Origin of the sequence: Nonomuraea jiangxiensis, from assembly GCF_900099965.1 — a bacterium.
Classification (GTDB): Bacteria; Actinomycetota; Actinomycetes; order Streptosporangiales; family Streptosporangiaceae; genus Nonomuraea; species Nonomuraea jiangxiensis.
The window spans coordinates 115,309-141,666 of the sequence record NZ_FNDJ01000019.1; the positions used below are offsets into that span (position 1 = coordinate 115,309).

Annotated in this window: 26 protein-coding genes; 14 read left to right on the top strand and 12 right to left on the bottom strand. The window is 71.4% G+C overall.

The features are described 5' to 3' along the window. Positions 1-18: 18 nt before the first annotated feature. Positions 19-1,530: a helicase HerA-like domain-containing protein gene (locus BLS95_RS35555; protein ID WP_245765479.1), complete on the bottom strand. Its 1,512-nt coding sequence runs from the start codon at positions 1,528-1,530 to the stop codon at positions 19-21. 130 nt (positions 1,531-1,660) lie between these two features. Between BLS95_RS35555 and BLS95_RS35560 the strand changes: the two genes are divergently transcribed. Continuing rightward, positions 1,661-2,917 carry a M20 family metallo-hydrolase gene (locus BLS95_RS35560; protein WP_218136143.1) on the top strand — a complete coding sequence of 419 codons (1,257 nt, stop codon included), beginning with the start codon at positions 1,661-1,663 and terminating at the stop codon, positions 2,915-2,917. Between the two features lie 57 nt (positions 2,918-2,974). Here the strand turns inward: BLS95_RS35560 and BLS95_RS35565 are convergent, their stop codons facing one another. After that, on the bottom strand, positions 2,975-5,329 hold the full coding sequence (locus tag BLS95_RS35565) for an ExeM/NucH family extracellular endonuclease (RefSeq protein ID WP_090941799.1): 2,355 nt from the start codon (positions 5,327-5,329) through the stop codon (positions 2,975-2,977). Positions 5,330-5,627: 298 nt separating this feature from the next. Here BLS95_RS35565 and BLS95_RS35575 point away from each other — a divergent pair, with 298 nt between their 5' ends. Continuing rightward, a complete protein-coding gene (locus BLS95_RS35575; RefSeq protein ID WP_143043992.1) occupies positions 5,628-7,265 on the top strand; it encodes a cellulase family glycosylhydrolase in 1,638 nt (545 codons plus the stop codon). A gap of 419 nt (positions 7,266-7,684) precedes the next feature. Here the strand turns inward: BLS95_RS35575 and BLS95_RS35580 are convergent, their stop codons facing one another. From BLS95_RS35580 to BLS95_RS35605, 6 genes are read right to left on the bottom strand one after another with little or no spacing between them, the layout of a single operon-like run. After that, the gene (locus BLS95_RS35580; RefSeq protein ID WP_090941808.1) at positions 7,685-8,623 is read right to left on the bottom strand and encodes a DUF6282 family protein; all 939 of its coding nucleotides are present in this window, start codon (positions 8,621-8,623) and stop codon (positions 7,685-7,687) included. Positions 8,624-8,661: 38 nt separating this feature from the next. Then, complete coding sequence (locus BLS95_RS35585) at positions 8,662-9,519, bottom strand: PP2C family protein-serine/threonine phosphatase (protein ID WP_090941811.1); 858 nt, start codon at positions 9,517-9,519, stop codon at positions 8,662-8,664. Continuing rightward, positions 9,519-10,493 carry a SpoIIE family protein phosphatase gene (locus BLS95_RS35590; RefSeq protein WP_090941814.1) on the bottom strand — a complete coding sequence of 325 codons (975 nt, stop codon included), beginning with the start codon at positions 10,491-10,493 and terminating at the stop codon, positions 9,519-9,521. The genes BLS95_RS35585 and BLS95_RS35590 overlap by 1 nt, the downstream gene beginning before the upstream one ends. 2 nt (positions 10,494-10,495) lie before the next feature. Next, the gene (locus tag BLS95_RS35595) at positions 10,496-10,921 is read right to left on the bottom strand and encodes an anti-sigma regulatory factor (protein ID WP_090941817.1); all 426 of its coding nucleotides are present in this window, start codon (positions 10,919-10,921) and stop codon (positions 10,496-10,498) included. Beyond that, positions 10,911-11,285, bottom strand: a complete 375-nt coding sequence (locus BLS95_RS35600) for an STAS domain-containing protein (RefSeq protein WP_090941820.1) — start codon at positions 11,283-11,285, stop codon at positions 10,911-10,913. The genes BLS95_RS35595 and BLS95_RS35600 overlap by 11 nt, the downstream gene beginning before the upstream one ends. Next, the gene (locus BLS95_RS35605) at positions 11,282-12,172 is read right to left on the bottom strand and encodes an STAS domain-containing protein (protein WP_090941823.1); all 891 of its coding nucleotides are present in this window, start codon (positions 12,170-12,172) and stop codon (positions 11,282-11,284) included. The genes BLS95_RS35600 and BLS95_RS35605 overlap by 4 nt, the downstream gene beginning before the upstream one ends. Positions 12,173-12,301: 129 nt before the next feature. Here BLS95_RS35605 and BLS95_RS35610 point away from each other — a divergent pair, with 129 nt between their 5' ends. Continuing rightward, positions 12,302-13,507 carry a PP2C family protein-serine/threonine phosphatase gene (locus BLS95_RS35610; protein WP_176993561.1) on the top strand — a complete coding sequence of 402 codons (1,206 nt, stop codon included), beginning with the start codon at positions 12,302-12,304 and terminating at the stop codon, positions 13,505-13,507. Positions 13,508-13,560: 53 nt separating this feature from the next. Then, complete coding sequence (locus tag BLS95_RS35615) at positions 13,561-14,079, top strand: MarR family winged helix-turn-helix transcriptional regulator (RefSeq protein ID WP_218136144.1); 519 nt, start codon at positions 13,561-13,563, stop codon at positions 14,077-14,079. Positions 14,080-14,154: 75 nt separating this feature from the next. Here BLS95_RS35615 and BLS95_RS35620 read toward each other — a convergent pair whose 3' ends face one another. Further along, positions 14,155-15,033 carry a PhzF family phenazine biosynthesis protein gene (locus BLS95_RS35620; RefSeq protein ID WP_245765480.1) on the bottom strand — a complete coding sequence of 293 codons (879 nt, stop codon included), beginning with the start codon at positions 15,031-15,033 and terminating at the stop codon, positions 14,155-14,157. Positions 15,034-15,127: 94 nt separating this feature from the next. On the opposite strand from BLS95_RS35620, the gene BLS95_RS35625 reads away from it, so the two are divergent. After that, positions 15,128-15,652, top strand: a complete 525-nt coding sequence (locus BLS95_RS35625) for an Lrp/AsnC family transcriptional regulator (RefSeq protein ID WP_090941831.1) — start codon at positions 15,128-15,130, stop codon at positions 15,650-15,652. Positions 15,653-15,660: 8 nt separating this feature from the next. Then, a complete protein-coding gene (locus BLS95_RS35630) occupies positions 15,661-16,548 on the top strand; it encodes an LLM class F420-dependent oxidoreductase (RefSeq protein ID WP_090942041.1) in 888 nt (295 codons plus the stop codon). A gap of 8 nt (positions 16,549-16,556) precedes the next feature. Here the strand turns inward: BLS95_RS35630 and BLS95_RS35635 are convergent, their stop codons facing one another. Then, entirely contained in the window at positions 16,557-17,798 is a 1,242-nt protein-coding gene (locus BLS95_RS35635) for a cytochrome P450 (protein ID WP_090942044.1), read from the bottom strand. A 134-nt stretch (positions 17,799-17,932) separates the two neighbouring features. Here BLS95_RS35635 and BLS95_RS35640 point away from each other — a divergent pair, with 134 nt between their 5' ends. The 6 genes from BLS95_RS35640 (at position 17,933) to BLS95_RS35665 (ending at position 22,986) form a co-directional block, all read left to right on the top strand. After that, positions 17,933-18,466, top strand: coding sequence for a hypothetical protein (locus tag BLS95_RS35640; RefSeq protein WP_090941834.1), 534 nt, complete (start codon positions 17,933-17,935; stop codon positions 18,464-18,466). Then, positions 18,466-19,404, top strand: a complete 939-nt coding sequence (locus BLS95_RS35645) for a DUF4097 family beta strand repeat-containing protein (protein WP_245765481.1) — start codon at positions 18,466-18,468, stop codon at positions 19,402-19,404. The genes BLS95_RS35640 and BLS95_RS35645 overlap by 1 nt, the downstream gene beginning before the upstream one ends. A gap of 17 nt (positions 19,405-19,421) precedes the next feature. Then, positions 19,422-20,387, top strand: a complete 966-nt coding sequence (locus BLS95_RS35650; RefSeq protein ID WP_090941840.1) for an ATP-binding cassette domain-containing protein — start codon at positions 19,422-19,424, stop codon at positions 20,385-20,387. Beyond that, complete coding sequence (locus BLS95_RS35655) at positions 20,384-21,187, top strand: ABC transporter permease (protein WP_090941843.1); 804 nt, start codon at positions 20,384-20,386, stop codon at positions 21,185-21,187. The genes BLS95_RS35650 and BLS95_RS35655 overlap by 4 nt, the downstream gene beginning before the upstream one ends. Next, positions 21,184-21,702: a DUF1707 SHOCT-like domain-containing protein gene (locus BLS95_RS35660; RefSeq protein ID WP_090941847.1), complete on the top strand. Its 519-nt coding sequence runs from the start codon at positions 21,184-21,186 to the stop codon at positions 21,700-21,702. Before BLS95_RS35655 ends, BLS95_RS35660 begins: the two co-directional genes overlap by 4 nt. Before the next feature lie 126 nt (positions 21,703-21,828). Then, complete coding sequence (locus tag BLS95_RS35665) at positions 21,829-22,986, top strand: alkaline phosphatase PhoX (RefSeq protein WP_090941849.1); 1,158 nt, start codon at positions 21,829-21,831, stop codon at positions 22,984-22,986. 13 nt (positions 22,987-22,999) lie between these two features. On the opposite strand, the gene BLS95_RS35670 is transcribed toward BLS95_RS35665, so the two are convergent. Together BLS95_RS35670 and BLS95_RS35675 are read right to left on the bottom strand one after the other, a co-directional pair. Further along, the gene (locus BLS95_RS35670; RefSeq protein ID WP_090941852.1) at positions 23,000-24,319 is read right to left on the bottom strand and encodes an FAD-dependent oxidoreductase; all 1,320 of its coding nucleotides are present in this window, start codon (positions 24,317-24,319) and stop codon (positions 23,000-23,002) included. Between the two features lie 38 nt (positions 24,320-24,357). Next, positions 24,358-24,894, bottom strand: a complete 537-nt coding sequence (locus BLS95_RS35675; protein ID WP_090941856.1) for a PadR family transcriptional regulator — start codon at positions 24,892-24,894, stop codon at positions 24,358-24,360. 96 nt (positions 24,895-24,990) lie between these two features. On the opposite strand from BLS95_RS35675, the gene BLS95_RS35680 reads away from it, so the two are divergent. Together BLS95_RS35680 and BLS95_RS35685 are read left to right on the top strand one after the other, a co-directional pair. Then, a complete protein-coding gene (locus BLS95_RS35680) occupies positions 24,991-25,464 on the top strand; it encodes a hypothetical protein (protein ID WP_245765482.1) in 474 nt (157 codons plus the stop codon). After that, positions 25,461-26,348 (top strand): alpha/beta fold hydrolase, encoded by an 888-nt coding sequence (locus tag BLS95_RS35685; protein ID WP_218136146.1) that lies wholly within the window; start codon positions 25,461-25,463, stop codon positions 26,346-26,348. Before BLS95_RS35680 ends, BLS95_RS35685 begins: the two co-directional genes overlap by 4 nt. Positions 26,349-26,358 lie beyond the last annotated feature (10 nt).

The following is a 26,358-nucleotide window of genomic DNA, read 5'->3' on the forward strand; positions in this document are numbered from 1 at the left end:
GCCCGCCGGGAGACGCCGTCAGCGCCGGCCCCGGCGGGCGGTGCCGAAGATGGACCTGGTGATCTCCCGGCCCAGGGCGGAGGCCGCCGACCGCGCGAAGGAGCGGAACTCCTTCGACTCCAGCACGCCGTCCAGCACGGACTGCGCCGGCTCCGGCCGGCGCGGGGCCTCCCGGGTGGCGGGCCGCTCGGCGGGCTCGGCGGGGTGCTCGGCGGCCAGCTTCGCCGACAGGATCTCGTACGCCGACTGGCGGTCGACCGCCGTGCCGTACTTCCGCTGCAGCGGCGAGGCGGCGACGATCCGCTGGATCACGTCCGGCCCCGACGGTGCCATGAGCGTCTGCGGGGCGCGCAGCCGCGTCCAGGCCACGGGGGTCGGCGCGCCGGTCTCCGACAGGACCGTGACGACCGCCTCGCCGATGCCGAGCTCGGTGAGCAGCCGTTCGAGGTCGTAGGAGGACTTGGGGAAGGTCGAGACGGTGGCCTTGAGCGCCTTGGCGTCCTGCGGGGTGAAGGCCCGCTGGGCGTGCTGCACCCGGGCGCCGAGCTGGGCCAGCACGTCGGCGGGCACGTCGTCCGGCGATTGGGTGACGAAGAACACGCCCACGCCCTTCGACCGGATCAGCCGCACGGTCTGCACGATCGCCTGCAAGAACGCCTTGGACGCGCCGGTGAACAGCAGATGCGCCTCGTCGAAGAAGAACACCAGCTTCGGCTTGTCGACGTCCCCGACCTCGGGAAGCGCCTGGAAGAGATCGGCGAGCAGCCACATCAGGAACGTCGAGAAGAGCTGCGGCCGGTCCTGCACGGCGGGCAGCTCCAGAACGGAGACCGTCCCCTGGCCGTCACCCGTCACCCGGAGCAGGTCGCGCACGTCGAACTCAGGCTCGCCGAAGAACGCCTCCGCCCCCTGGGCCTCGAAGTTGGTCAGCGCGCGGAGGATGACCCCGGCCGTGGCCGCCGACAGCCCGCCGATCCCGCTCAGCACCTCCGGGTTGGCGGTCAGGTAGCGGATGACCGCGATCAGGTCCTTGAGGTCCAGCAGCGGCAGCCCCTGCTTGTCGGCGAAGTAGAAGATCAGCCCGAGCGACGACTCCTGCGTCTCGTTGAGCCCGAGCACCTTGGCGAGCAGGGTCGGCCCGAAGGCGGTCATGGTGGCGCGGATCGGCACGCCCTGCCCCAGGCCGCCCAGGGAGAGGAACTCCGCAGGGCAGGCCGCGGGCTGCCACGTCTGCCCGACCTCGGTGGCCCGCCGGGTGACGCGTTCGGAGGGCGTGCCCGGCGAGGCGAGGCCCGACAGGTCGCCCTTGACGTCGGCCAGGAAGACCGGAACGCCCTGCGCGGCGAGCTGCTCCGCCATGAGTTGCAGGGTCTTGGTCTTCCCCGTGCCGGTGGCCCCGGCCACCAGCCCGTGCCGGTTGAGCATGCTCAGGGCGATCCGGATCTGCTCCGCGGGATCGGCGGTGCCGTCCTCCCGCACCAGGGCCCCCAGCCGCAGCGCCGGTCCCTCGACGTCGTACCCCTGCATCATCTCTCCCCCGCCGCCCGCTGCGCCGCCCACCCCCGGGCGGGGCCGCTGAGCTGCTCGAACCCCTGCACTGGTAGTTACCCAGAGGGAGGAATCTGTCACAATTGCGCATGTCCACCGAAGGGATCCGCTCGTGACCGAGATCCGCATCAACCGCGAGCGCCTCTGGCGCGATCTCATGGAGCTCAAGGAGATCGGCGGCTACGACGACGAGGCCACCGGACTGCGTGGCGTCAGACGGCTCGCCCTCACGGACGAGGACGCGCGAGCCCGCCGCCTCGTGGTGTCGTGGATGCGCCAGGCCGGGCTGAAGGTACGCGTCGACCGCATCGGCAACGTCTACGGCGAGCGGGCCGGCGAGGAGCCCGGCCTGCCGTGCATGCTGATGGGCAGCCACATCGACACCGTCGCCACCGGCGGCGCGTTCGACGGCACGCTCGGCGTGCTCGGCGGGATCGAGGTGATACGGACGCTGAACGAGGCGGGCGTCCGCACCCGGCGGCCGATCGAGATCGGCTTCTTCACCGAGGAGGAGGGCGTCCGCTTCGGCACCGACATGCTGGGCTCCGCGGTGACGGCCGGGCGGCTGACGCTCGAATACGCCCACAACCTCACCGACGCCGGCGGGGCCACCGTCAAGGACGAGCTGGTACGGATCGGGTTCGACGGCGACGCGCCCGAGATCAGGCCCGTCCCGCACGCCTACATCGAGTGCCACATCGAGCAGGGCCCCATCCTGGCCACGGCCGGGGTGGACATCGGCATCGTCACCGGCGTCCAGTCCATCTCCTGGCAGCGGCTCACCCTGCGCGGCGAGGCCGCGCACGCGGGCACCACGCCCATCGAGAGCCGCGCCGACGCGGGGCTCGCCGCCGCGGAGGTGATCGTCGAGATACGCCGCATGTGCGACTCGGGAGAGTACGGGCAGCTCCGCGGCACCGTCGGCGACCTCCGGCTGCTGCCCGGCCAGACCAACGTCATCCCCAGCGAGGCGACGCTGACCGTTGACCTGCGCAACCCCGACGACACCCTGATGACGGCCGCCGAGAAGCACCTGGCCGAACATGTCGACGCCCTGTCCGACCGGCACCGGGTCACCGCGGCGTGGGAGCGCATGGCCAGGACCGCGGTGATCCCCTTCCACGAGGGCATCCAGGACGTCATCGCCGAGACCGCCGACGCGCTGGGCCTGCCCTACGTACGGGCGATGTCCGGCGCCGGGCACGACGCCCAGGAGATCGCCGCCATCTGCCCGGCGGCCATGGTCTTCGTCGCGGGCGAGAACGGCGGCATCAGCCACACTCCCCGCGAGTATTCGAGCCCGTCGGCCTGCGGCAACGGCATCGACGTGCTGGCCAACGCCATCCTGCGCCTCGCCGGGGAGGTGTGAGGCGCCCACGGCCGGGAGCCGCGGCGGGGGGTCCCCCCGCCGCGACCGCGGTCGTGCTCAGAGGTTCAGACCCACCAGCAGCGGGTCGTGGTCGGACGAGCGGTAGGGGTCGGGCGCGTACAGGTAGGGCGGGTTGAACTCGGTGTTGTAGTCCATGAACCGGCCCTCGTCGGCGTTGACGTGCCAGATGGTGGCGCCGGTCACCAGCTTGCGCACGCCCTTGTCTGCCAGCACGTGGTCCAGCTCACCGGACAGGCCGTCGAAGACGTAGCTGTAGCGGTCGTCCTTCTCCACGTACTTCTTGCTCAGGCTGGCGAGCCCGGCCTCCTCGAAGGCGTGGATCGGGTCCTCCTCGCCGTAGGCGTTGATGTCGCCGACGACGAGCACGTTCTTCAGGCGGTACTCGTCGATCAGGGCCAGTACGGCGTTGGCCTGCTTGACGCGCTTGGCGTTGTAGCAGCTCTGCCCGTCGCCCTGGTCGGCGTCGGGACCGGTGGCGGGGCCGTCGAAGTCGGTGCAGCCCTTGGACTTGAAGTGGTTCACCAGCACCGTGAAGGTCTCGCCCCGCCCGTTGGCCTTGCTGAAGGTCTGCACCAGCGGCGGCCGGTTGAAGATCGGGTCGGACGACGACCGCGGCGCGCCCACCGGGTTCACCTTGGCCGGCTGGTAGATCAGCGCGGTCTGGATGAGGTCGGTGCCCGGGTTCGGGTGCGTGATCGCCTTGTACGTACCGGCGCCGGCCTTGGCGTTGAGCGCGGCGACCAGGGCGTTGAGCGCCACGTCGTTGTTGCGCTCGATCTCCATCAGCCCGGCGACGGCGGGGTTGAGCGTCGTGATGTTGGCGACCAGCTTGGCCAGCTGGCGGTCCCGCTCCGCGGCGGTGGTGGCGCCGCGCGAGCCGAGCGTGGTGAACCAGTTGAGGGTGTTGAGGCTGGCCACCCGGATGTTGCCGCCGACTCCCGCCGGCCGGGCGGGGCGCCGGTTCTCGGGCTTGAAGACCACCGGCTCCGTCGGCTGGACGCGGTAGACGTCGAAGCCGTACGTGAGGACGCCGGTCAGGTCCCGCACCTCGTCACCGGCCCGAACGGTGTTCGAGCCCTCGGTGTGGTACGGCAGCGTGGGCGGGTTCTGCACGTTGGAGCCGTCGTCGAGCAGGATCGTGCGCCGCGCGTCCTTCTCGGTGTCGACGCCCTTGCGGTCGGTCGGCTGCCACAGGCGGCTGTCGCCGGAGAGGGTGATCTCGCCGTACCGGCCCAGGTTGTAGATCTCGGAGACGGCCAGGTCGCCGTCGATGGTGACGAGCATGTTCTCGTAGCGCTCGAAGGTGACGCCCTGCTTGATGGGCAGCTTCACGTCGATCGGCTTGATCGAGCCGGTGCCGCAGACGTTCACGGCGGTGGCCGGCGAGATCTCGGTGAGGCCGTTGAACTCGATCGCCTTGCCGGAGACGAGCACCCGGTCACCGGCCTTGACCGGCGAGGAGGAGAACACGAACAGGCCCTCGGAGGTCGCCGGGTCCTTGTCCGGCTTGGCGGCCTGGAGGTAGAAGCCGCCGAGCTGGCCGGAGCCCTGGAAGGAGCCGGTGACGACGCCCTCGACCCGGACGTTCTGGCCATCGACCGGGCTGGTGTCACCGGCGCCCTGGACCTGGGAGATCAGGTGCGTGGGTGCGGTGTCGCAGTCCTCGGGCGTCGGGGTCGGCGTCGGGGTGGGCGTCGGCGTCGGCGTCGGCGTCGGCTCCTCACCGCCGCCGCAGGGAGCCGCGGTGGTGGCGGTGTTGCGCGGCGCGGGGGCCGCGGTCTCGAAGTCGGCGCCGTTGTCGTCGGTGTCGGCGCAGCCCGCGCTCTTGCGGAGCGCGCCGGTGGCGTTGGTGAGCGCGGGGGCCGGCGAGCCCTCGGAGAAGTTCGCGCTGCCGTACCCGACCAGGTCGGCGAGCAGCGCGAGCTGGTCGCCGGAGCAGGGGGTGGTGGAGCCGTTGCAGGCCAGGCCGTCCGCCGAGCGGACCAGGGCCACCTTGCCGGCGGTGCCGCTCATGTTGATGGTGCCGACGCTGTCGGGCTGGGGCAGCGCGCCGCTCGGGGTGGTGCCCGCGGCGAGCTGCACGAGGTGGTACTGGCCCGGAGCGAGGGTGCCGGAGAGGTCGGCCTTGTTGGAGCCGAAGTTCCCGGTGCCGCTGGCGCTGGTGTACTGCACGGACCAGCCGTCCAGCGACACGGGAGCGCCGCTCCTGTTGAACAGCTCGACGTAGTCGTTGGAGAGAGGGGCGCCGGAGTTGCCCCCTCCGCCGTAGACCTGGCTGATGACCACGGTTCCGGGCGCCGCGGCCACGGAGGGTGAGGACAAGGTGGCGATCGAGCCGGCGACGACGCCGGCCGCACCAAGGATCGCCATGATCCGGGACTTAACACGCATGACGGGGAGCGTAAACCGACAAGCACTGAAAACCTTGTATCTGGCATGGACGGTTCCTTAAATCTGGAACATTGACACTTTGTGTCCATACGCAGACCGCGAATCTGTCGTCATCGGCCGATGCGGACCAGCCCCCGCTACCCCACGGCCTGGCACGCGATGCCCAGTCACCTGGCGCGGAAAGTCAAGCCCATAAATGCTGATCTGCCCTACCCTCTAACGGTCACTGAACCCATCGACCACGTCACATGCTCGGCAGGGGCGGGCCTCTTCTCGGGCTTGTGGCCAGGAGAGACCCTTGTCCAAGACGTTAGCCCGGCTGGTGGCCCCCGGCTCGGCGCTGTGCCTGGTGGCCGGCCTGCTCCTCACTGGGATGTCCGGTGCGGCGCCCGCCTCGGCCTCCGTGACGCAGGCGGCCACTCCGACGCCCACCCCGGTGAGGAGCCCGTCCTCGGTCCCCATCCGGCGACCCAAGGCGACGGTGAGTCCCACGCCCTCCACCACCAGGTCGTACTCCGTGAGCCCCAGGCCGCGGGCCACCAGGCCGGTGCCGCCGCATACCTCCGTGCCGCGCAGGCCCGTCACGCCGGCCGGCTTCGTCTACCGGTCGGGCAGGAACCTGATGCTCGACGGCCGGAAGTACCACTTCGTCGGCTTCAACGCCTTCGGCATGACGGGGTGCGCGACCAACGTGGCCTGGACACGGGCGGAGCTGGACGCGTACTTCGCCGGGCTGCCGCCCGCGTCCATGACCCGGACCTGGGCGTTCGCCGGCTGGGAGGTCGACAAGCTGGACCTCATCGTCGAGCGGGCCACGGCGCACGGGCAGAAGCTGATCCTGTCGCTGGCCAACCAGGGCAAGGACTGCCGCGAGGAGGCCAAGGACAAGGCCTGGTACGAAGGGGGCTACAAGGCCGCGTACCTGCCATGGGTGAACACCGTGGTGACGCGCTACAAGGACTCCGCGGCCATCGGCATGTGGGAGATCATCAACGAGCCGGGGTACAAGACCGTCGGCGTCACCACTGAGATGATCAAGAACTTCCTCGACGAAACCGCCGCGTACATCAAGGCGCGCGACCGCTTCCACCTGGTGACGAGCGGCACCATGGCGGAGTACACCGAGGGCACGGGCAACGCGACCAACTACGGCCTCCTGCACGCCGGGCCGAACATCGACGTGGGCAGCCTGCACGAGTACGACGAGAACCACGCCGACCAGGTCATCTCCCGCCACCTCGGGCCCACGCTGTCGCAGCTGTACAAACTCAACAAGCCGATCATCGTCGGCGAGTCGGGCATCGTCGCCGGTCCCCCCGGGTGCTCGATCACGACGCAGCAGCGCTCGGCGATGTTCAAGAAGGAGTTCGACGGCTACTTCCTGTCCGGCGTGGGCGGCGTGATGATCTGGACGTACAGCCCGAACCCCAGGGACCTGACGGACCCCGAGCAGTTGTGCATGCACCAGGTGCGCGCGCCCGACCCGGACCCGGCCATCGCGATGGTGCGCGGCTACACCCTGCCCGCCCCGGTGCCGGCGCCGACGGGTGAGCGGCAGTTGCAGTTGCTCAGCAGCGGCCAGTGCGCGCAGGCGACGGCCGTCCAGAAGCCATGTGACGCGGCGGCGGCCGACCAGCGTTTCACCCTGCGGCCCACGACGGACGGGTTCGTCCGGCTCGTCGCCAAGAGCAGCGGCCATTGCCTCGGTGTCGGTGACCTCGACGTCACCCTCAGGGCCCTGGTGTCCGCGACGCCCTGCGCTGACGGCGCCGAGGGGGCCGGCCAGCAGTTCCGCCTCGAAGCCGTGGCGAACGGCTATCACCGGCTCATCTTCCGGCACAGCAACCAGTGCGTGACCATCAACCCGGACGGCAGGCTGCAGCAGTTCGACTGCAAGACCCCCGCTCTCACCAGCCAGCAGTGGAAGATCCAGTGATCTAGCCCCTCACGAGGGGGCCGGCGCGGCATCGGCGCGATCGGTGCCGCGCTCATGCTCCCCGGCCGGCTCCGGGAGACCGTCCGCGAGGTCAGGAGCCGGACCGGAGGGGCGCCGTTCCACGTCAGCCTCATCACCTTCCTCAGCACCGCCGAGCAGGTCGCGGTATGCGCCCGCGCGCATCGCGAGCACTACCGGCGGCTGGTCGCCGCCACGGGCGACGGCTCGGTGCTGACGTCGATCTTCGGGCCGGAGTTCCCGTGGTTCAACCCGATGCGGGTGCAGCGCAACCGCGTGGTGGCGGAGTGGCACGACCGGCCGGCCGATGGGGCAGGGCGTCGGGCTGGTCCACGACGTCAAGCCCGCCGCGGAGATCGTCAGGGACATGATGGAGCAGGCCGAGCGGGTGCCGGCCGGGTTCAGGGCCTGGCCAGGAGGTCGTCGGCGCCGGCCAGCCAGCGGGAGTTGCGCACCGCCATGACCCGTACGTCCTCCTCGCTGAAGCCCTCGGCGAGGAGCCGGTCCGCGAGGAGCGCCAGGCCGTCCTCCACCGGGGGGTTGAACGGCTGGCCGAGGTCGCTGGAGAGCACCGAGTGCCGGGGACCGGCCGCGTGGATGTTGGCCAGCCACGCCTCCCAGGTCACCTTTCCCGTGTAGGGGGTGGTGAAGCAGCGTTCGAGCAGGGCGCCCTTGGCGGCCAGCCGCCGCTGCGCCTCGGGCGCCACCCGCTGGGAGGTGAACTCCGGGTGCGTGATCACCATCCGGCGTACGCCCGCCGCGACGGCGGCGTCCACCACCGTCTCGATCTCCGACGCGCCGAGATGGCCGGTGGCCAGGGTCAGGTCGTGCTTGGCGATCACCCGCAGCACCTGCCGGGTGGCGTCGAGCACGGCGCCGTCCGGGCCCACGACGTGCACCGGGTCCGCCATGATGCCCTCGGTCCGCAGCTCCTCCTGCAGGCGCGCCCACATCGGGGGGCGGGCGCCCGCGGGATCGTTCGCGGTGCACTCGCGCTGGTTGGCGCTGTCCACCGTGGGCAGCCAGACGACCTGCGCACCGCCCCGCGCGGCCACTTCGACGGCGACCGGGTTCATGCCGCCGACCGACCCGTTCAGGGTGATGGCCCCGACCGCGCCGAAGCCGGGGACGGCCGCGCGCACGACCGCCGCGCGCTCGGCCGTGGGGACATAGTGGGACTTGAGCACGAAACCGGCGAGCCCGACCTCGGCGAACCGCGGCGCGAGGGTCAGGTCGTCGATGCGCCGCCGCATCACGTCGGGCGCGACGTGGACATGGATGTCGTACGCGCCCGCGACGAGCTCACGGCCCCTGCGGGATGGTGTCGGATGATCGGGCATGACCGCCTCCAGCTGTCGACGCGTTCGGCCGCTGGAGGTCAGGGAGTCCAGCGCATGGCGAGGAGCAGGGTGTCGTCGCTGTGCAGCACCTGACGGTGCATCACGCGTACGAGCGTGTCGGTCAGGTCGCGTACCGGCAGCGCCCGGTGCCGCCCGGTCAGCTCGACCAGCTCGTCGAGCCCCGCGTTGAGGTCGCGGCGCGCCTCCACCAGCCCGTCGGTGTAGAACAGCACCAGCGTGCCGGGCGCCAGCAACCGCTCGGCGACGCCGTCGCTGCCCGGCGCGGGGTAGCCGACGCCGCGCCCCCAGACCTCCAGGTAGGCGGGCGGCTCGCCGGGCTCGACGATCAGCGGTGGCGGGTGCCCGCCGGTGACCACACGGAGCGTCCCCGTCCGCCGGTCGAGGCGGGCCACCAGTACGGTTCCCATCAGGTCCCGGTAGACCGGCTGGAGGATCGCGGCGGCCCGCTCGATCAGGTGCTCCAGCGGCAGCCCGGCCAGGGCGAGCACGCGGATGGCGTGGATGATGTTGAGCGCGGCGCGGGTGCTGGCCACCCCGTGGCCGACCGCGTCCACGACCACCAGGTGCAGGTCACCGCTCGGCATGACGACCACGTCGTAGAGGTCGCCGCCCGTCGGCGCGTCGTCCTCGGCCGGGGAGTAGTAAACCGCGAGCTCCACCTGCTCCACCTGGGGGACCGGCGGGCGCAGCGCGTCCTCCAGCTCCCGGAAGATCGCCCGGTGCGCCCGGCGGAGCTGCTCGTCCCGTTCCTCCAGCTCCACGACCAGGGCCAGCACGCCCTGGTTGGTGTTGGCCAGTTCGTCCTTGAGCTTGGCGAGCTCGTCCTCCAGCCGCCGGATCCGGTGCTGCGCGGCGGTGTCCGTAACCGGCTCCATCACCACTCCCTGAGCGCGACGATCGTCGCGTCATCACGGTAGCGCCGATGATCGCGTGCCAGCAGGCCCACGAGCAACGGAGGAGCTTGGGTGAACATCCAGCCGCCCGCCGCACGCGACCAGCCGGGCGCGATCCCGTCGCTGTGCACCACCACGGTGGCCCCGGCCGGCAGCGGAGCGGTCTGGCGGCGGAACGGGGGGATGCGCAGGCCCAGCGTTCCCGGCTGCGGGGTCATCAGGACGGGCGGGCCGTCCCCGTCGAGCACCACCGCGTTCACGTTGCCCACCCCGCAGAACTCGACCTCGGCGGCGTCGCGGGGCAGCCGGACCGCCGTCGCGGCGGCTCCCCTGGTGTTCCTGAGCGCGGCGTGGATGGCCTCCATGGCCTGCGGCAGGGGACGGCCGGGGTCGAGCAGGAACGCCTCGGTGGCCGACCGGCTGACCCGGGCCGCCTCCGCGCCCCGGCCGAGGCCGTCCACGACCAGGACGAGAGTGGCGTCGGCGGTCTCGACCAGCGTGTACGCGTCACCGCTGTGGTCCTCCCCCGCCGCGGGCAGCCGCAGCGTACCCGTCCGCGCGGCGGAAGGGGCGGCGCCGAACCGGGCGAAGATCGCGGTGCCGCGCCGCGGATGGGAGAAGATCCCGAACGTGGTGGCCAGGCGGCGCACCGCGCCCAGCCCGCTGCCCAGCGTGCCGGCGCTGCTGTAGCCGTCGGCCAGGCAGCGGGCGACGTCGTCCATGCCCGGCCCGCGGTCGAGGGCGAGCAGTTCCAGGCCGCCCACGGGTTCGGGCTGCACCAGCAGCACCCCGCCATGCGTGTGCTTGACGATGTTGCTGCTCAGCTCTGAGGCCGTCACGGCCGCCCGCTCCGTCAGCAGCGGCGTCAGGTCCAGCTCGCGGGCCGCCTGGCGGGTCACCGAGACGGCGTGGGCGATGGCGCTCTCGTGGTCGAGGCGTATCTCTGTGGTGATCATCCTCAACCCGCCCAGCGGGTGATCACCACTGTCGTGCCCTTGCCCGGCTCCGTCTCCAGGTGGAACTCGTGCACCAGCCGCTTCGCGCCGCCCAGTCCGTGACCCAGCCCGGGACCGGTGGAGAATCCGTCGACCAGCGCCTTCGCCGGGTCGGTGATGCCCGGACCGTCATCGGAGATCGTCAGCCGGAGCCCGGCGCGCGGGGGTGGGGAGAGGTGCTCGATCACCAGGTCGCCGCCCCCGCCGTGGACGTAGCAGTTGCGTACCAGCTCGCTCGCCGCCGTGATGAGCTTGGTCTGACCGACGAGCCCGAATCCGGCCTGCAGCGCCGCGGCGCGTACGGCGTGCCGCGCGGTGAGCAGGTCGTCCTCGGCGCGAATGGGCAGCGAGCACACCTGCCCGTTCTTCACGAGTTTCCTATCCGACACGCGATCCTCCCGGCGGAGCCAGCTTGTCCATGGCGTGTTCGACCGAGAGCGCCGTCTCCACACCTGGAAGGTCCAGCCCGAGCTCGACCAGGGTGATGGCCACCGGGTAACGCATCCCGGCCAGCACCACACGCGCCCCCAGCAGCCGCGCCATGGTGGCGATCTCCACCAGGATCCGGGCCGCGAAGGAGTCGATGATCTCCAGCTTCGTGATGTCGAGGACGACCGCCTCCGCTCCGATGGCACTGACCTGATGGCTGAGCTCGTCGGCGAAGCGCAGGGCGGTCTTGTCGTCCAGTTCGTTGGACAGTCCCGCCAGCAGCACCTTGCCGAGCCGCAGGATCGGTATCTCTGATGAGTTCATGAAACGTTCAGCAGCGTGCTCTCGTCTCGGGCGTCCTGTGCCGGGGTGTCGCCGACCATGCGGATGGCAGCGGTCAGCGCGTCCGCCAGGGACGAGCGGGTGATGATCTCCGAAAGGTCGATGCCGAGCCGCGCGATCATCTGGGCGATCTGCGGGCGGATGCCACTGAGGATGCAGTCGGCGCCCATGAGCCTGGTCGCCGCCACGGTCTGCATGAGGTGCTGGGCGACCGCGGTGTCCACGGTCGGTACGCCGGTGATGTCGATGATCGCCACGGCGGCCTCGTTGTCCTGGATGGCCTGCAGGAGGCTCTCCATGACGATCTGAGCCCGCGCGCTGTCGAGCGTGCCGATGAGCGGCACGGCGAGCACCCTGTGCCAGAGCCGTACGACAGGGGTGGAGATCTCCAGCAGCTGCCGGTTCTGGCGCTGGATGATCTCCTCTCGGCTGTCGACGTACGTCTGGAAGGTGAGCAGCCCGGCCCCGTCGAGCAACCGGTGAACGAGCTCCGTGGCCTCCAGTCGCAGCTCGGGATCCGGGATCCCGTCGGCCAGCACCCGCACGCACGCGTCCTTGAGCGCGAAGATCGCACCCGCGATGGCCGTCGCCGAGACGCCCAGCCTGGCCCACCGATGGGAGAAATCGGTCACCGCGTTTCTGAGCGGCGCGAAGCCGGTCACCACGCGATCCAGGGGCATCGTGGCCGCCAGCCCCTCGTACAGGCCGGCGATGATGGTGTCCACCTCCTCGCGAAGTTCGTCAGCATTGACCGCGCCCGCGGATGCTAGCCTGCTCTCCTGCGCCTCGATCCAGGCGGCCGCGATCTGGTCGCGATGCTCGCCAAGGATGCGCACGATCTCCTCTCTCGCACGCTCTCTGCCCGACATGGAACCTCCACACCACCGGGTTAGTTGTCGTCCGACAAATATATAAGATCATGACGCCCATTGACGTCGGAGTTATTTGCTATCGTGCAAATGTTTGGCGCATCCTGCGCTGAGAGAAGAGGTCATCCGTTGGGCAGCATCCCCGAAGGGCTCCACGCCGTGCAGCAGGCCATGCACGCGGCTCGGCCCTATGCCGTCGTGGAGGCGCTGCGCGACGCGGTGACTCTGCACTTCGCCGTGGAGCAGGTCGAAGTGCTGCTGGCCGACTATGCCCTGGTCACCCTGCGTCCCGTGCTGATAGAGCTGGCGCCGGGGGCGCGCGGGGTCGCCATCGACGGCACCCCCGCCGGCCGGGCCTTCGCCGCCCAGTCAGCGCAGGTGGAAGACCGCATGCTCTACCTACCCGTCAGCGCGTGCGGCGAACGGATCGGCGTGCTCAGCCTGCGCTTCGCCGAGCCGCCCGGCGCGGCGGCCGTGGAGGAGCTGCAGGAGATCGCCACCGCGCTCGGCCACGCGCTGCGCGGGGCCGACCTCATCACCGACCGTTACCAGCGGGTCCGCCGCATGTCCCGGCTCACGCTCGCCGCCGAGATGCAGTGGGGTCTCCTGCCCGGCTGCGGGCACCAGGGCGACGGCTACCGGCTGGCCGGTCAGCTGGAGCCCGCCTACGCGGTGTACGGGGACAACTTCGACTGGACGTGCGGACCACGCTGGCTCGCGCTGTCGGTCACCGACGGCATGGGCGCGGGCATGGATGCCGCCCTGCTCACCACGCTCGCCATCACCGCCCTGCGCAACGCCCGCCGCTCTGGCGCGGATCTGGAGGAGCAGGCCGGGCTGGCGGACGAGGCCATCTACGCCCAGTACGGCGGCCGCATGCACGTCTCGACGCTGCTGCTGAGATTCGACGCCACCACCGGCGAGGCCGCCATGGTGGACGCCGGATCGCCCAGAGTGCTGATCATGCGCGGCGGGCAGGTCCGCCAGATCGAGCTGGAACAGCAACTCCCGCTCGGCATGTTCGGCAACACCACCTACACTGAGCAGCACCTCCGCCTTGAGCCGGGCGATCGGCTCATCGTCGCCAGCGACGGCGTCCACTCCTCCCGGTCCTCCGACGGCACCACATTCGGTGGATCGCCGCTGGAGAGCCTGGTGAAGTTGACCCGCATGCAACCCGCCGACGAAGCGGTACGCACGATGATCCGCGGACTGCTGGACTTTCGGCGCGGCATGGAAGTGCTGGATGATGCGGTGGTGGTATGTCTCGACTGGACGCCGGACCCCGCCGTGGGACCGGCGCCATCCGGGACAGCCGGGCGAGATCGCCCATGACCGGCAACGCCTTACTGAGTGGATAGCGTGTGATAGACGAGCCTGTTCCACCCGTGGAAAAGCCCGAGCCCGCCGTCGGCCAGCTGCCGACTGCGGAGTGGGCCGCCATCGAGAGGGAGGCGGCGGCCCTGGTGGCCGTATGGGGCCGGTCACGGCAGGCATTCGCGACGAAGGTGTCCTCCATCCAGCTCCAGGCCCTGCTCACCATCGAACAACACAAGACGATCAACCTGGGCCGGCTCGCCGCCGCCCTCGGCGCGGTGCCCTCCTCCGCCAGCCGGCTCTGCGACCGGCTGGAAGCCGCGGGGCTGGTCCGGCGCTCCCACTGCGAGGAGGACAAGCGGGAGCTGACGCTCTCGCTCACGCCGTCGGGCCGCTCCCTGGTCGAGGAGCTGCAGCAGCGCCGGCGCGACGACCTGGCCCGCGTGCTGCGCGAGATGCCGCCGGCCGGGCGCATCGCCCTGCTGCGCGGCCTTCAGGCCTTCGCCGACGCGGCGGACCGCATCATGGAACGCCAGACGCCGGAGGCCGAGGACGACTGGACGAGGATCGCCGCCCGGCTGCTCGCGTGACCGGCCGGGGCCCGGCGCGGGCCGGTTGCCGCTCGGCTGCTCGCGTGACGGTCCGCGAGTCCGCCCGGGGCCGGTTCAGGCGATCCTGAGCTCGCCACGACCTGTCACGATCCCCGACCCGGAGAGCCGCACCCGGGTGCCCTCGACCTCCACCTGGATGCGGCTGGGACGCCCGAGCGCGTGGCCCTGCTCGATGACGAGCGACCTGCCGTGCCCGCGGGAGAGCAGGGCGGCGAGCGGACCCGCGGCGGTGCCGGTGGCCGGATCCTCGACGATGCCGACCGTGGGATTGAAGAACCGGCTGTAGGCGTCCGCCTCGGGCTCCCCGGGCGCGGTGGTGTAGACGTAGCAGCCCTCGGCCCCCATCTCGGCCAGGATGGCGGCCAGGGCCCGGCCGTCGACGGTGACGGCGTCGACAGCCGGACGGCCGGCCAGCGGGACGAGCAGGTGGGCGACACCCGTCGAGACGACCTGTGCCGGAAGCTCGGCGTCCAGGTCCCCGGGCGTGAGCCCGAGCGCCCCAGCGAGGCGGGGAGCGTCCTCGGCCACGGGCCCGAACACCGGCGCCGACTGCTCCATCACGACCCGCACGCCCTGTCCAGGCCGGCGGACGATCTCGACCGGCAGCACGTGGGGGCCGATCTCCTGCATCAGGGTCCGCGACGGCTCGTCACCGGTCAGTCCCTGGTCGGCGAGCCAGAGCCAGGCTCCGAGCGCGTTGTGGCCGGCGCCGCCGACCTCGGCGCCGATCGGCGTGAACGACCGCAACCGCCACTCGGCCTCCGCCCGGGTGGGCTGGAGCAGGAAGGTGGTCTCGGACTGGTTGAACTCGCGGGCGATGGCGCGCATCTGTTCCACCGTCAGCCCGTCCGCGTCCGGCACCAGCGTCAGCGGGTTGCCGGTCAGCGGGCGCTCGGCGAAGACATCGACGAAGAAGAAGGGTGTGGAAGTCACGAGGTCAACGCTAGGGAAGGCGGGGCGGGGCGCAGCACCCCGAATCGATCGACTGCCGGTGGTCTCACCGCAGAATCTGCGGCATCCTGCACGAATGACCGACACCCCGGCCGCCCGGCCGCAGGACGACGTGGACCGTGCCCTCATCGCCGCCGTACAGGCCGACGGCCGCGCGACCCTGGCCAAGCTCGCCGAGACGATCCGGCTCAGCGTCTCGGCCACGCGGAGCCGCCTGCGCTCGCTGGAGGAGCACGGAGTCATCAGGGACTACCGGGCACGCGTCGAACCCGAGGCCCTGGGCTACACCCTGCGGGCGATCGTCCGGATGAAGGTCCACGGCTCGCTGTACGACAAGGTCGCCGCCATCCTGGACCGCGAGCCGCAGATCGTACGGTGCCTGCGCGTCACGGGCGAGTCCTGCTACGTGATGGAGATCGTCGCCACCGGCATGAGCGACCTCGAACGGATCACCTCCGAGCTGGCCCGGGTCGGCTCCATCACCACCGACCTGGTCTACGAGATCGTGGTGGACCGCCCCACCCCGCTCCCGGGCGCGCCCAGGCGGGTGGCCCGCGCCACTGGTGAGGGGGCTGACAAACCTGCTAAAGAAGCACTGTGATCAAGGACATGGACGTTGTGACACGCGAGTCGTTAGGCCGGGTCGGGATCTGGAGTCTCGGGCTCGGCAGCACGGCCGCCGACGCCACCCGGCGCACGGAGATCGCCGAGGCGGTCGCCGAGCTGGACGAACTGGGCTACGGGACGCTGTGGCTGGGCGGCAGCCCCTCGGTCGCCGACGCGGCGGCGGTGCTGGCCGCCACCCGGCGGATCACCGTCGCCACCGGCATCCTGAGCATCTGGGACCACACCCCGCATGACGTGGCCGCGCAGGTGGCCGCGCTCGAAGAGGAGGCGCCCGGCCGGTTCGTGCTGGGGCTCGGGGTCAGCCACTCGGTGGTGACCCCGCGCTACACCAGGCCGTACACGTCCATGGTGGAATACCTCGACGCCCTCGACGGCGCGCCCGTGCCGGTGCCCCGGGGCCGGCGGGTGCTCGCCGCGCTCGGGCCCAAGATGCTCGCGCTGGCCGGGGACAGGACGCTGGGGGCCCACCCCTACCTGGTGACGGCCGAGCACACGGCGCAGGCCCGTACGGTGCTGGGTCCGGATGCCCTGCTGGCCCCCGAGCTGAAGGTGGTCCTGGACACCGACCTCGACAGGGCCAGGGCCCTGGCGCACCAGGCGCTGGCGTTCTACCTGCGGGTGCCCAACTACGTCGGCAACCTGCGGCGGCTGGGGTTCAAGGAGGACGAGCTGACCGGCGGCGGCGCCGACCGGGTGGTGGACGCGCTGTTCGCGCTGGGTGACGCCGGCCAGGCCGCCGCCCGGGTCAGGGAGCACCTGGAGGCGGGCGCGGATCACGTGAGCGTCCAGGTGGTGACCGAGGGCGCCCCGGGCGGCTCACCGCCGCGCGCGCAATGGCGGGAGCTGGCCGCCGCGCTGCCTCTCCGCTGACGGGGGTTCTATTTCAGGACGTAGCGGATGGGGAGGTGTTTGAGCCCGCCGACGAACGTGGTGGCGGTCCACTCGGGCTCTCCGTCGAGCTCGACGCTCGCCAGCCTGGGGACGAGCTCGGCGAAGAGCGCGCCGATCTCCATGCGGGCGAGCGCCGCGCCCATGCAGTAGTGCACCCCGGAGCCGAACGCCAGGTGCCTGTTGGGGGTGCGGCCGACGTCGAAGCGGAAGGGGTGCTCGAAGACCTCCTCGTCCCGGTTGGCCGACGGATATGACAGCAGCACCGCCTCGCCCTTCCTGATCGGCGTGCCGCCGACCCGGGTGTCCGCGGAGGCGGTGCGCATGAACTCCTTCACCGGGCTCACCCACCGGATCATCTCCTCGGCGGCCGTCGCCATCAGCCCCGGGTCCTCCCGCAGCCGCCGCAGCTCGGCCGGGTGCCGGATGAGCGCCTCCAGCCCGCCCGCGATGGTGGAGCTGGTCGTGTCGTGCCCGGCCGTGGCGATGAGGACGTAGTACGAGGCCGCGGCGTTGACCTCCAGCAGCCGGCCGTCCACCCGGGCGTTGGCGATCTCCGAGGCGAGGTCGCCGGTCGGCCTGGCCCTGCGCTCGGCCGTCAGCTCGTGGAAGTAGGCGAAGAAGTCCTCCAGCACGGAGGTGTGGCCCTGCGGGGTGCCGCCGCGCCCGGTCTCCTTGTCGTCCTGGCCGAACAGCTCCTGCGTGAGCCGCAGCATCCGCGGGAAGTCCGACTCCGGCAGGCCCAGCAGGCTGAGGATGACGTAGAGCGGATAGTGCACGGCGACCTGGCGGACGAAGTCGCACGCGCCGCCGTGATCCGCCATCAGGTCCACGTGACGCCGGGCGAGTTCGCGTACCCGTACGTCGAGGGCGCGCATGGCCTTGGGGCGGAACCAGTCGGCCCCGATCGCGCGCAGGACCCGGTGCTCCGGGCCGTCCATGTGGACGATGCTCCTGAGCCCGGTCCCCCGCGCCCGGCGCGCTTCGAGCGCGGCGTCGAGGTCCGCGGTCCTCAGCACGGGGCGCGGGGCGCTGAGCCACAGGGCGTGGTCGCGCTCGATCTCCAGCACGTCGGCGTGGCGAGTGACCGCCCAGAACGGGGTGTAGCCGGGGACGTCCACGTGGTGCACGGGGGATTCGCGGCGCAGCAGCGTGAGTGCCTCGTGCAGCCGGGCCTCGTCGGTGTGGGCGGCGGGCGTGGCGAACATCCGCCCGGCTTCGCTCACGGACATGGTGGGGTCCACGGTGGAGCCATTCCCGCCGCATCGCGTCCTCAAGCCGCTGCCGGCACTTTGACATCGCCATGGCGTCACGTGCCGCCATCATCTCGCTTGTGCTGACGCCATGATGGTGTCATGATGACGTCATGGACCTTGCGCCGTATGTCGATCACCTCCGACGCGAACTCGCCATCGCCGCCGGGGCGGGCGGTGAGGAGGCTCGCGCGCTGGCCGAGCGGCTCGCCGCGACGCTTGAGGCGGCCACCCGGCTCGCAATGCTGGAGGCCCTGTCGGCCGCCGCCGACGAGATCACCCAGGACCTCGCCCCGGGCTCGGTCGAGGTGCGCCTGCGCGGACGCGATCCCGACTTCGTCGTGACGCGACCGCCGAGCAGCCGATCGCTGGAAGAGGAGGAGATCGAGGTCGGGCGGGCCGAGCGGCCGCCCGTCCCGCCCCCTTCGCCGGACGCCGACGAGGGCGGGACGTCCCGGATCTCGCTCCGCGTCCCCGAGCACCTCAAGCCGCGCATCGAGGAGGCGGCCGCCCGGGACGGGCTGTCGACCAACGCCTGGCTCGTCCGCGTCGTCTCCGCCGCGCTCGATCCCGGCGACGCGGGCCGCCGCCCCGGCCGCGGCGAGCCCCGGCAGACCGGCAACCGCTACAGCGGCTGGGTGCGCTGATGACCACGCCATCCCATGACGAACGGACCACGATGTCGACCTTCGACACCCCCGTACCCATCGTCGCCACCATCGACATGGCGACCGCCACCATCCGGATCAACGCGAGCGACCGCGCCGACACCGTCGTCGAGGTCCGCCCCAACGACGAGTTCAACGACGCCGACGTGCGGGCCGCCCAGCACACGCACGTCTACTACGCCAACGGCAGGCTCACCGTACGGACGGACAGGGAGCAGGCCGGCTCGGCCGGCGGCTGGGGTCTGTCGTTCGACAAGCTGATGGAGTCGCCCACGAACTGGGCGCGTTCGCTGGTGCTCGGCCCCGGCTCGGTCGACGTGACGATCGACCTGCCGGCGGGCTCCCGCGTGGACGCCAAGGCCGCGGCGAGCCTGCACTGCCAGGGCCCGCTCGGCGAGGTCTCGTTCACCACCTCCTACGGCGACATCCAGGTCGAGCAGGCCGGCCGGCTACGGCTGAAGAGCACGCACGGCAACATCTCGGTCAGCCGCGCGACCGGGCACACCGACGTCACCGCGACCAACGGCGACATCCGCATCGGCGAGATCGACGGCACGGCGGTGGTCAGGACCTCGCACGGCGACGTCCGCCTCGGCGAGGTGACCGGCGAGCTGCGCCTCAACTCCGCCCACGGTGACACCACCGTCGACCGCGCCCTGGCCGGCGTCGTCGCCAAGACCGCCTACGGCAGCATCCGCATCGGCGAGGTGGCCTCCGGCTCGGTCGTCGTGGAGACCACCGGCGGCGGCCTGGAGCTCGGCATCCGGCAGGGCACCGCCGCGTGGCTGGACGTGAGCTCGAAATACGGCAGCGTGGACGTCTCCCTGGACTCCAGCGACGGTCCCGGCCAGGCAGATCAGGTCGTCGAAGTGCGGGCGCACACCGCCTACGGCGACATCGTCATCCACCGTTCCTGACAACCAAGGAGATCCCCATGCCAGCCGCGATCACGGCCGAGGGCCTGGTCAAGAAGTACGGCGACGTGGTCGCCCTCGACGGGATGGAGCTGACCGTCCCCGAGGGGACGGTGTTCGGGCTGCTCGGCCCCAACGGCGCCGGAAAGACCACCACGGTTCGCATCCTGACCACATTGCTGACGCCGGACGCCGGGCACGCGACGGTGGCCGGGTTCGACGTCGTCCGGGACGCGCGCCGGCTGCGCGCCCACATCGGCGCCTCCGGCCAGTACGCCGCCGTCGACGACCACCTCACCGGCGCCGAGAACCTGGAGATGGTCGGCCGCCTCTACCACCTGGGCGTCAAGCGCAGCCGGCAGCGCGCCCGCGACCTGCTGGACCGCTTCGACCTGACCGAGGCGGCCGACCGCCCCGTGCAGGGCTACTCGGGCGGCATGCGCCGCCGGCTGGACCTGGCCGGCGCGCTGGTCGCCACCCCGCCGGTGCTGTTCCTCGACGAGCCTACGACCGGCCTGGACCCGCGCGCCCGGGCGAGCCTGTGGGAGGTCATCGCCGAGCTCGTCGCCGACGGCACCACGGTGCTGCTCACCACCCAGTACATGGAGGAGGCCGACCGGCTCGCCGACCGCATCGCGGTGGTCGACCACGGCCGGGTGATCGCGCTCGGCACCGCCGACCAGCTCAAGGACCAGGTCGGCGGCGACCGCATCGAGCTGTCGGTGACGAGCGCGGCCGACCTGGAGACCGCCCGGCGGATGCTGGCGCCGCTGGCCGTCGGCGACATGCAGCTCGACCCCACCGCCCTCCAGGTGACGATCCCGGTCATCGGTGGCGCCGCCGCCCTGACCAGCGCGCTCGGCCACCTGGCCGCCGAGCGGATCGCCGTACGCGATGCCGGGCTGCGCCGGCCGACCCTCGACGACGTGTTCCTCACCCTCACGGGACACGAGACCGACGAAACCAGCAAGGAGACCGTGCGATGAACTCCCTCCAGGTCGCGTTCGCCGACGGCATGACGATCGCCAAGCGCAACGCGCTGAAGATCAGACGAGCACCCGACCTGCTGGGCGGCGTGATCATGCTGCCGGTCGTGTTCGTGCTGCTGTTCACCTACGTCTTCGGCAGCATGATCGAGCTGCCCGGCCTGTCATACGCCGAATACATGCTTCCCGGCATCTTCGTCATGACGATCACCTCCAGCGCCCAGATCACCGGCTACACCCTCACCCAGGACCTGCAGAAGGGCATCTTCGACCGGTTCCGCACCCTGCCGATGTCACCCTCGGCGGTGCTGACCGGCCAGACCGTCAGCGACCTGATCATGAACGTGACCAGCATCGTCACGATGGCGCTGGTGGGGCTGCTGGTCGGATGGCGCATCCACAGCTCGCCGCTCGAAGCGCTGCTGGGCTTCGGGTTGCTGCTGCTGTTCGCGTACGCGTTCTCCTGGGTGACGGCGACGGTCGCGCTGGCCCTGCGCACGCCGGAGATCTTCAACAACATCGCCACCCTCGTGTCGCTCCCGCTGGTCTTCCTGTCCAACGCCTTCGTCGACAGCACGCGCCTGCCCGGGCCGCTGCAGGCGGTGGCCGAGTGGAACCCCGTCTCCACGTTCATCCAGGCCGCACGGGTGCTGTTCGGCAACGCCAGCTCCGCCCTGCCCGCGCCGTCCGCCTGGCCGCTGCGGCACGCGGTGCCGGTGTCGTTGCTGTGGTCGGTCGTGCTCCTGGCCGTGTTCGTGCCGCTGGCCACGAGGCTGTACAAGAGGGCGGTAAGCCGGTGAACCGCCTGCCGGCGCACCTGTCCGAGCGGGATCGCGAGCAGGCGGTGGAGCTGGTCCAGCAGGCGTACGCCGAGGGCCGGCTCGACCCCGCCGAGCTGGAGCGGCGGCTCGATCTCGCGCTCACCGCCACCTCCGCCCAGGAGCTGGAGCCGATCCTCGGCGACCTGCCGGACGAGGTGGTCCGGCTCCGGTCCACCGGCGGGCGCGTCACCCGGGCCGGCGACTGGCAGGTGCCCCGCCGCCTGCACATCGAGTCCGAGTTCGGCAAGGTGCGCCTCGACCTGTCCGAGGCCCGCATCCCTTACCCGCGGATCGACATCGAGCTCCGGCTCGCGCACGGCGGCGCCACGATCCTCCTGCCCGCCGGCGCGAGCGCGAACGTCGACGGAGTGCGCACCGAATGGGGCCGCGTGACATGCAAGGCGGCGGGACGCCCACGTCCGGGCGGGCTGCACGTCCAGATCTCCGGCGAGCTTCCCTTCGGCCGCCTGACGGTCCGCACCACGCGCCGGTGACGAAGCGGACCTACCCGCACGGGAATGTGGCGCGGCGCACGATACCTGTTAACTTTCCTGACAGTCCGGCGTCCATCTCGCCGACTTACCGTCGGCGAGGCTGCACCCCCCAAAGGAGGTTCGTCGATGGAACGTCGTAATTTCCTGCGCGCTTCGGTGCTCGGCGCGAGCACCGTCGCCTTCTCCGGAAGTCTGTGGCGTGGCACCGCCTTCGCCGCCCCCGCCCAGAACGCCACCGGCCCCTACGGCCCGCTGCAGGCCGCCGACGCCAACGGCATCCAGTTGCCGGCCGGCTTCACCAGCCAGGTGATCGCCCGCTCCGGCCAGGCCGTCCCCGGCACGTCCTACACCTGGCACAACGCTCCCGACGGAGGCGCCTGCTTCGCGGACGGCAGCGGCTGGATCTACGTGTCCAACTCCGAGATCAACCCCAATGGCGGCGCCTCCGCCCTCCGGTTCAACTCCAGCGGCACGGTCACGTCGGCGTACCGGATCCTGTCCGGCACCCGGACGAACTGCGCGGGCGGGAAGACCCCGTGGAACACGTGGCTGTCGTGCGAGGAGGTCGACCGGGGCTTCGTCTACGAGACCTACCCGTTCGGCGGCACCGCCGTCCAGCGGCCCGCGATGGGCCGGTTCAAGCACGAGGCCGCCGCCGCCGATCCGGTGCGGCAGGTGGTCTACCTCACCGAGGACGAGACGAACGGGCGTTTCTACCGGTTCATCCCGACGACCTGGGGTGACCTGTCGTCCGGCACCCTTCAGGTCCTCGTGGCGGGGTCGGCCACCTCGGGCTCGTTCACCTGGGCCAACGTCCCTGACCCTGACGGGTCGCCGACGGCGACGCGGAGCCAGGTGTCCGGGTCCAAGTCGTTCAACGGCGGCGAGGGCTGCCACTACGCCGACGACACGGTCTGGTTCACCACCAAGGGCGACAACCGGGTGTGGCAGGTCAACCTGGCGAACAGCACCTACGAACTCGCCTACGACGACAGCCTCGTCAGCCCCGGCACCCCGCCGCTCACCGGCGTCGACAACGTCACCGGCTCCACCTACGGCGATCTCTACGTGGCCGAGGACGGCGGCAACATGGAGATCTGCCTGATCACCCCGGACGACAAGATCTCCCCGTTCCTCCGGATCACCGGCCAGGGTTCGTCGGAGATCACCGGGCCGGCCTTCAACCCCGCCGGCAACCGGCTCTACTTCTCCTCCCAGCGCGGCACCTCGGGATCGTCGTCCGGCGGGATCACCTACTGCGTGACCGGTCCGTTCCGCACCTGAGCCACCGGCCGGGTCAGCGCTCGCCGAACACCGCCCGGCCGAGGGGCGGGACGGCCCCGCAGCTGCGGAAGAACCAGCGGGTCGCCGCCCGCCTCAACGGGCTGCGGTCGATCGCGGCGCCGGTGTTGCGCACGACCTCGCGTACGGTGTCGAAGCCGTGGTGCAGCATGTCCGCCTCGTAGGCGTGCAACGCCCGGTGCAGCGGCTCCTCGCCGCGGTCGGCCGCGGTGAGCGCGGCGCAGAGCCGGTGCGCGTCCCGCAGAGCGGTGTTGCCGCCGAGCCCGCCGACCGGGGGCATGTGGTGAACGGCGTCGCCGAGCCCGGTGACGTTGCCCGTCTCCCATGGCCGGAGTGGCTCGGCGGCGCTGAACTCGGTCCGGTAGAGGGTGTCCGGGGTCGAGTCGGCGAGCAGCCGGCGCAGGTCGGGATGCCACCCGGCGGTCCGCCGGGCCAGCATCTCGCGCACCGCGGCCGGGTCGGCCCGGGTCTCCGCCGTGAAGCCCGGCAGCGCGTCGCGGTGCGCGATGAAGGCCCACAACACGTAGTCGTCGTCGTGCGAGTCCGCCAGCAGGTGCTCCGGCTCCAGCCCGAGCGCGCGTACGCGGTCGCCGAGCCTGGCGGTGATCGCCGCCGGTTGCTCGCGCCGGCGGAAGATCGCCGTGAACAGGAAGTCCTGGCGTGGCCAGAAGACGTTCATGCCGGTCAGCAGCCGCTCCGGCAGCCATCGCCGGTTCTCCTCGGTGAGGAAGAGCTTGCCGGCCACGGCCGTCGCCGGCAGCGTGGTGCGGCCGGCCTCGGGATGGAGTTGTCCCCACACCCGGGAGTTGGCGCCGTCGGCCGCGACGAGCACGTCGGCGCTCGCGGTGGTCCCGTCGGCGAACTTCGCCGTGACCGTCCCGTCCGCCTCCCGGGCGAAGCCGGTGCACTCCTTGCCGAAGCGGACGACGTCGTCCAGGCCGGCCAGCAGCAGCTTGCGCAGGGTGACGCGGCTGACCGCGTGCCGGCCGGCCGTCGGATCCAGTGGGTCCGGCTCCCGGCCGTCCTGGCCGATGCGGACGAGCGGTCGCATCCGCTCGTCGAGGAAGCTGATCCCGGGTCCCGGGTCGCCCGCGGTGGCCACCAGCACCTCCCACAGGGCGGGCGGCAGGCAGGCGTGCAGGGCGGTGCTCCCGGTGGGTTCGATGTTCAGCCGGAAACCCTGGAGCCGCGAGTCGGCGGTGCGGTCCCGTTCGTACACGGTGACGTTAATAGAGGCTCGCCGCAGGCCCTGCGCCAGGCAGAGGCCGCCGATCCCGCCGCCGATCACGGCAACGTGCGAAAGCCGAGAGGACATACGTTCTCACCTTCTAGGTAGGGGGCGCGCCCGTGTTGTCACGCCGGGTGCGCGAGCTCGGCGAGCAAGCGGTCGTGCCAGGTCAGCTCCGTCTCCAGCCGCATCAGGGTGTAGTCGAAGGCGACGGCCTCCAGCCTGGTCAGGTGCGGCTCGGCCTCGACGCGCAGATTGCGCCAGAAGCCGACCTGCGTGGCGTAGGAGTCGCGCCGCCGCTGGACGGCCGTGCGCAGCTCGTCGGGGCCGATCTCGCCGCCGTGCAGGAGCACCAGCTGGATCGGGTCCGGCCGGAGCTTCGTGTCGGCGAGAACCGACCTGATCAGCGAGACCAGCTCGGCGCGGCCCTTGTCGGTGATGCCGTACACCGTGCGGGCGGGGAGGTTGCCCTCCTGCTCCGTGCGAACCACCTCGACCACGCCTTCGTCCGCCATCCGGCGCAGCGCGCCGTACAACGATCCGGGCTTGACGTCCGCCCACAGCTCGACCCGGTCCATCTGGGCGGCGGCCCGCATCTTGTGGCCGTGCATGGGGCCGCCATCCGCCAGAGCGCCGAGGATGAAAAGACGAGTTGCTCGCATATGAGTACTCAAACACGAGTACTCCTGCTCGCGCAAGGCGAACCTTTTATCCGGCTACTTGACATGGGAGCGCAAGTACTTGCTATTGTCCGTCAAGTGACGACCACGAAAGACCACGTCGAGTTGGTGGCCGAGCTGGTCCGGTTGCTGGAGACACGGATCCTCGACCCGCTGGAGATCCTGCTGGCCTCAGACGAGCACGTGGACCCGATCAGGGCACGGCTGCGCGTGGAGGCCGAGGTGTGGGCCGCCCAGCTGCTCGGCCCCGACCGGGAGCGGGCCACCCACACCGCGGCCCGGCTCGTCGGGGCGTTGTTCCCCGGCGACGGGCCCTTCGACCCGCCCGAGCCGTGGTGGCGTACGGCGCTGGGACGGGCCGTGGCCCGCACCTCCGGCCACCCCTCGGCGGCCGCCGTGTCGTACTCCACGGCGGGCGCGATGCTCGGCATCACCCGGCAGGGTGTCCACGACCTGGTCAAGCGCGGCAAGCTCGACAAGCATCCCGAGGGCGGCGTCACCACCTCCTCCATCCGCGACCGGCTCAACCGACCTCAGGAGAGCACCCCGTGACACCACATGACGCGATCATCGAGAACCGTCCGGTCCACCTGGCCGTGCGCGACCACGGCGGCGACGGCGCCCCCGTGCTGCTGCTCCACGGGCTGGGCGGCACCCTGCTGCACTGGGACGCGGTCGCGCCGCTGCTGACCGGCTCGCACCGGGTGCTCGCCATGGACCTGCGCGGCCACGGGCTGTCCGGCGACGGGCCGTGGGAGTGGGAGGCGGTCCTGGACGACGTGCAGGCGGTCGTCGACCACTTCGGCCTGGACGCTCCCCTGGTCGTCGGCCACTCCCTCGGCGGCATGATCGCGATCCTCTGGGCGCTCCGCCACCCGGACGGCCCCGGGATCGTCAACCTCGACGGCCTGCGCTCGTCCGAGACCGCCCCGCGGCACTACGCCGGCGTCGAGGAAGAGGAGCTGACCGCGCTCCTCGCGGAGCTGAAGGCCGTCTTCGACGCCCAGGCCGCGGCGATGGCGCAGCCGCTGCCCGAGACCCACGCCGCGATGTTCCCCCAGCGGGCGCTGCGCACCACGGACGCGGGCGCCTACGTGCGGCCGGACGCCGCCCTGGCCGCCCAGATCCGGTACGACCCGCACTTCCAGGACAGCGTGCCCGCTTTGGCCGGCATCCGCTGTCCCGCCCTGTTCGTCCTGGCCACCGAGAACCTGCCGGGCCTGCCGGGGCGCGTCGGCGAGCTCATGCCGGCGCTGCGCGCGGGAATCCGCCGTGACCTGCTGCCCCTGGTCGAAAACCGGCCGCATCTGCGCGTGCTCGAACTGGCCGCCAGCCACAACATGGTCGCCGAGCAGCCCGAGCAGATCGCCCAGGCGGTGCTGGGACTCCGGAGGGAGTCCACGGGGCCCGGCGTCACGGCGAGCCAGGGGGCCTGAGTCCTCCCCG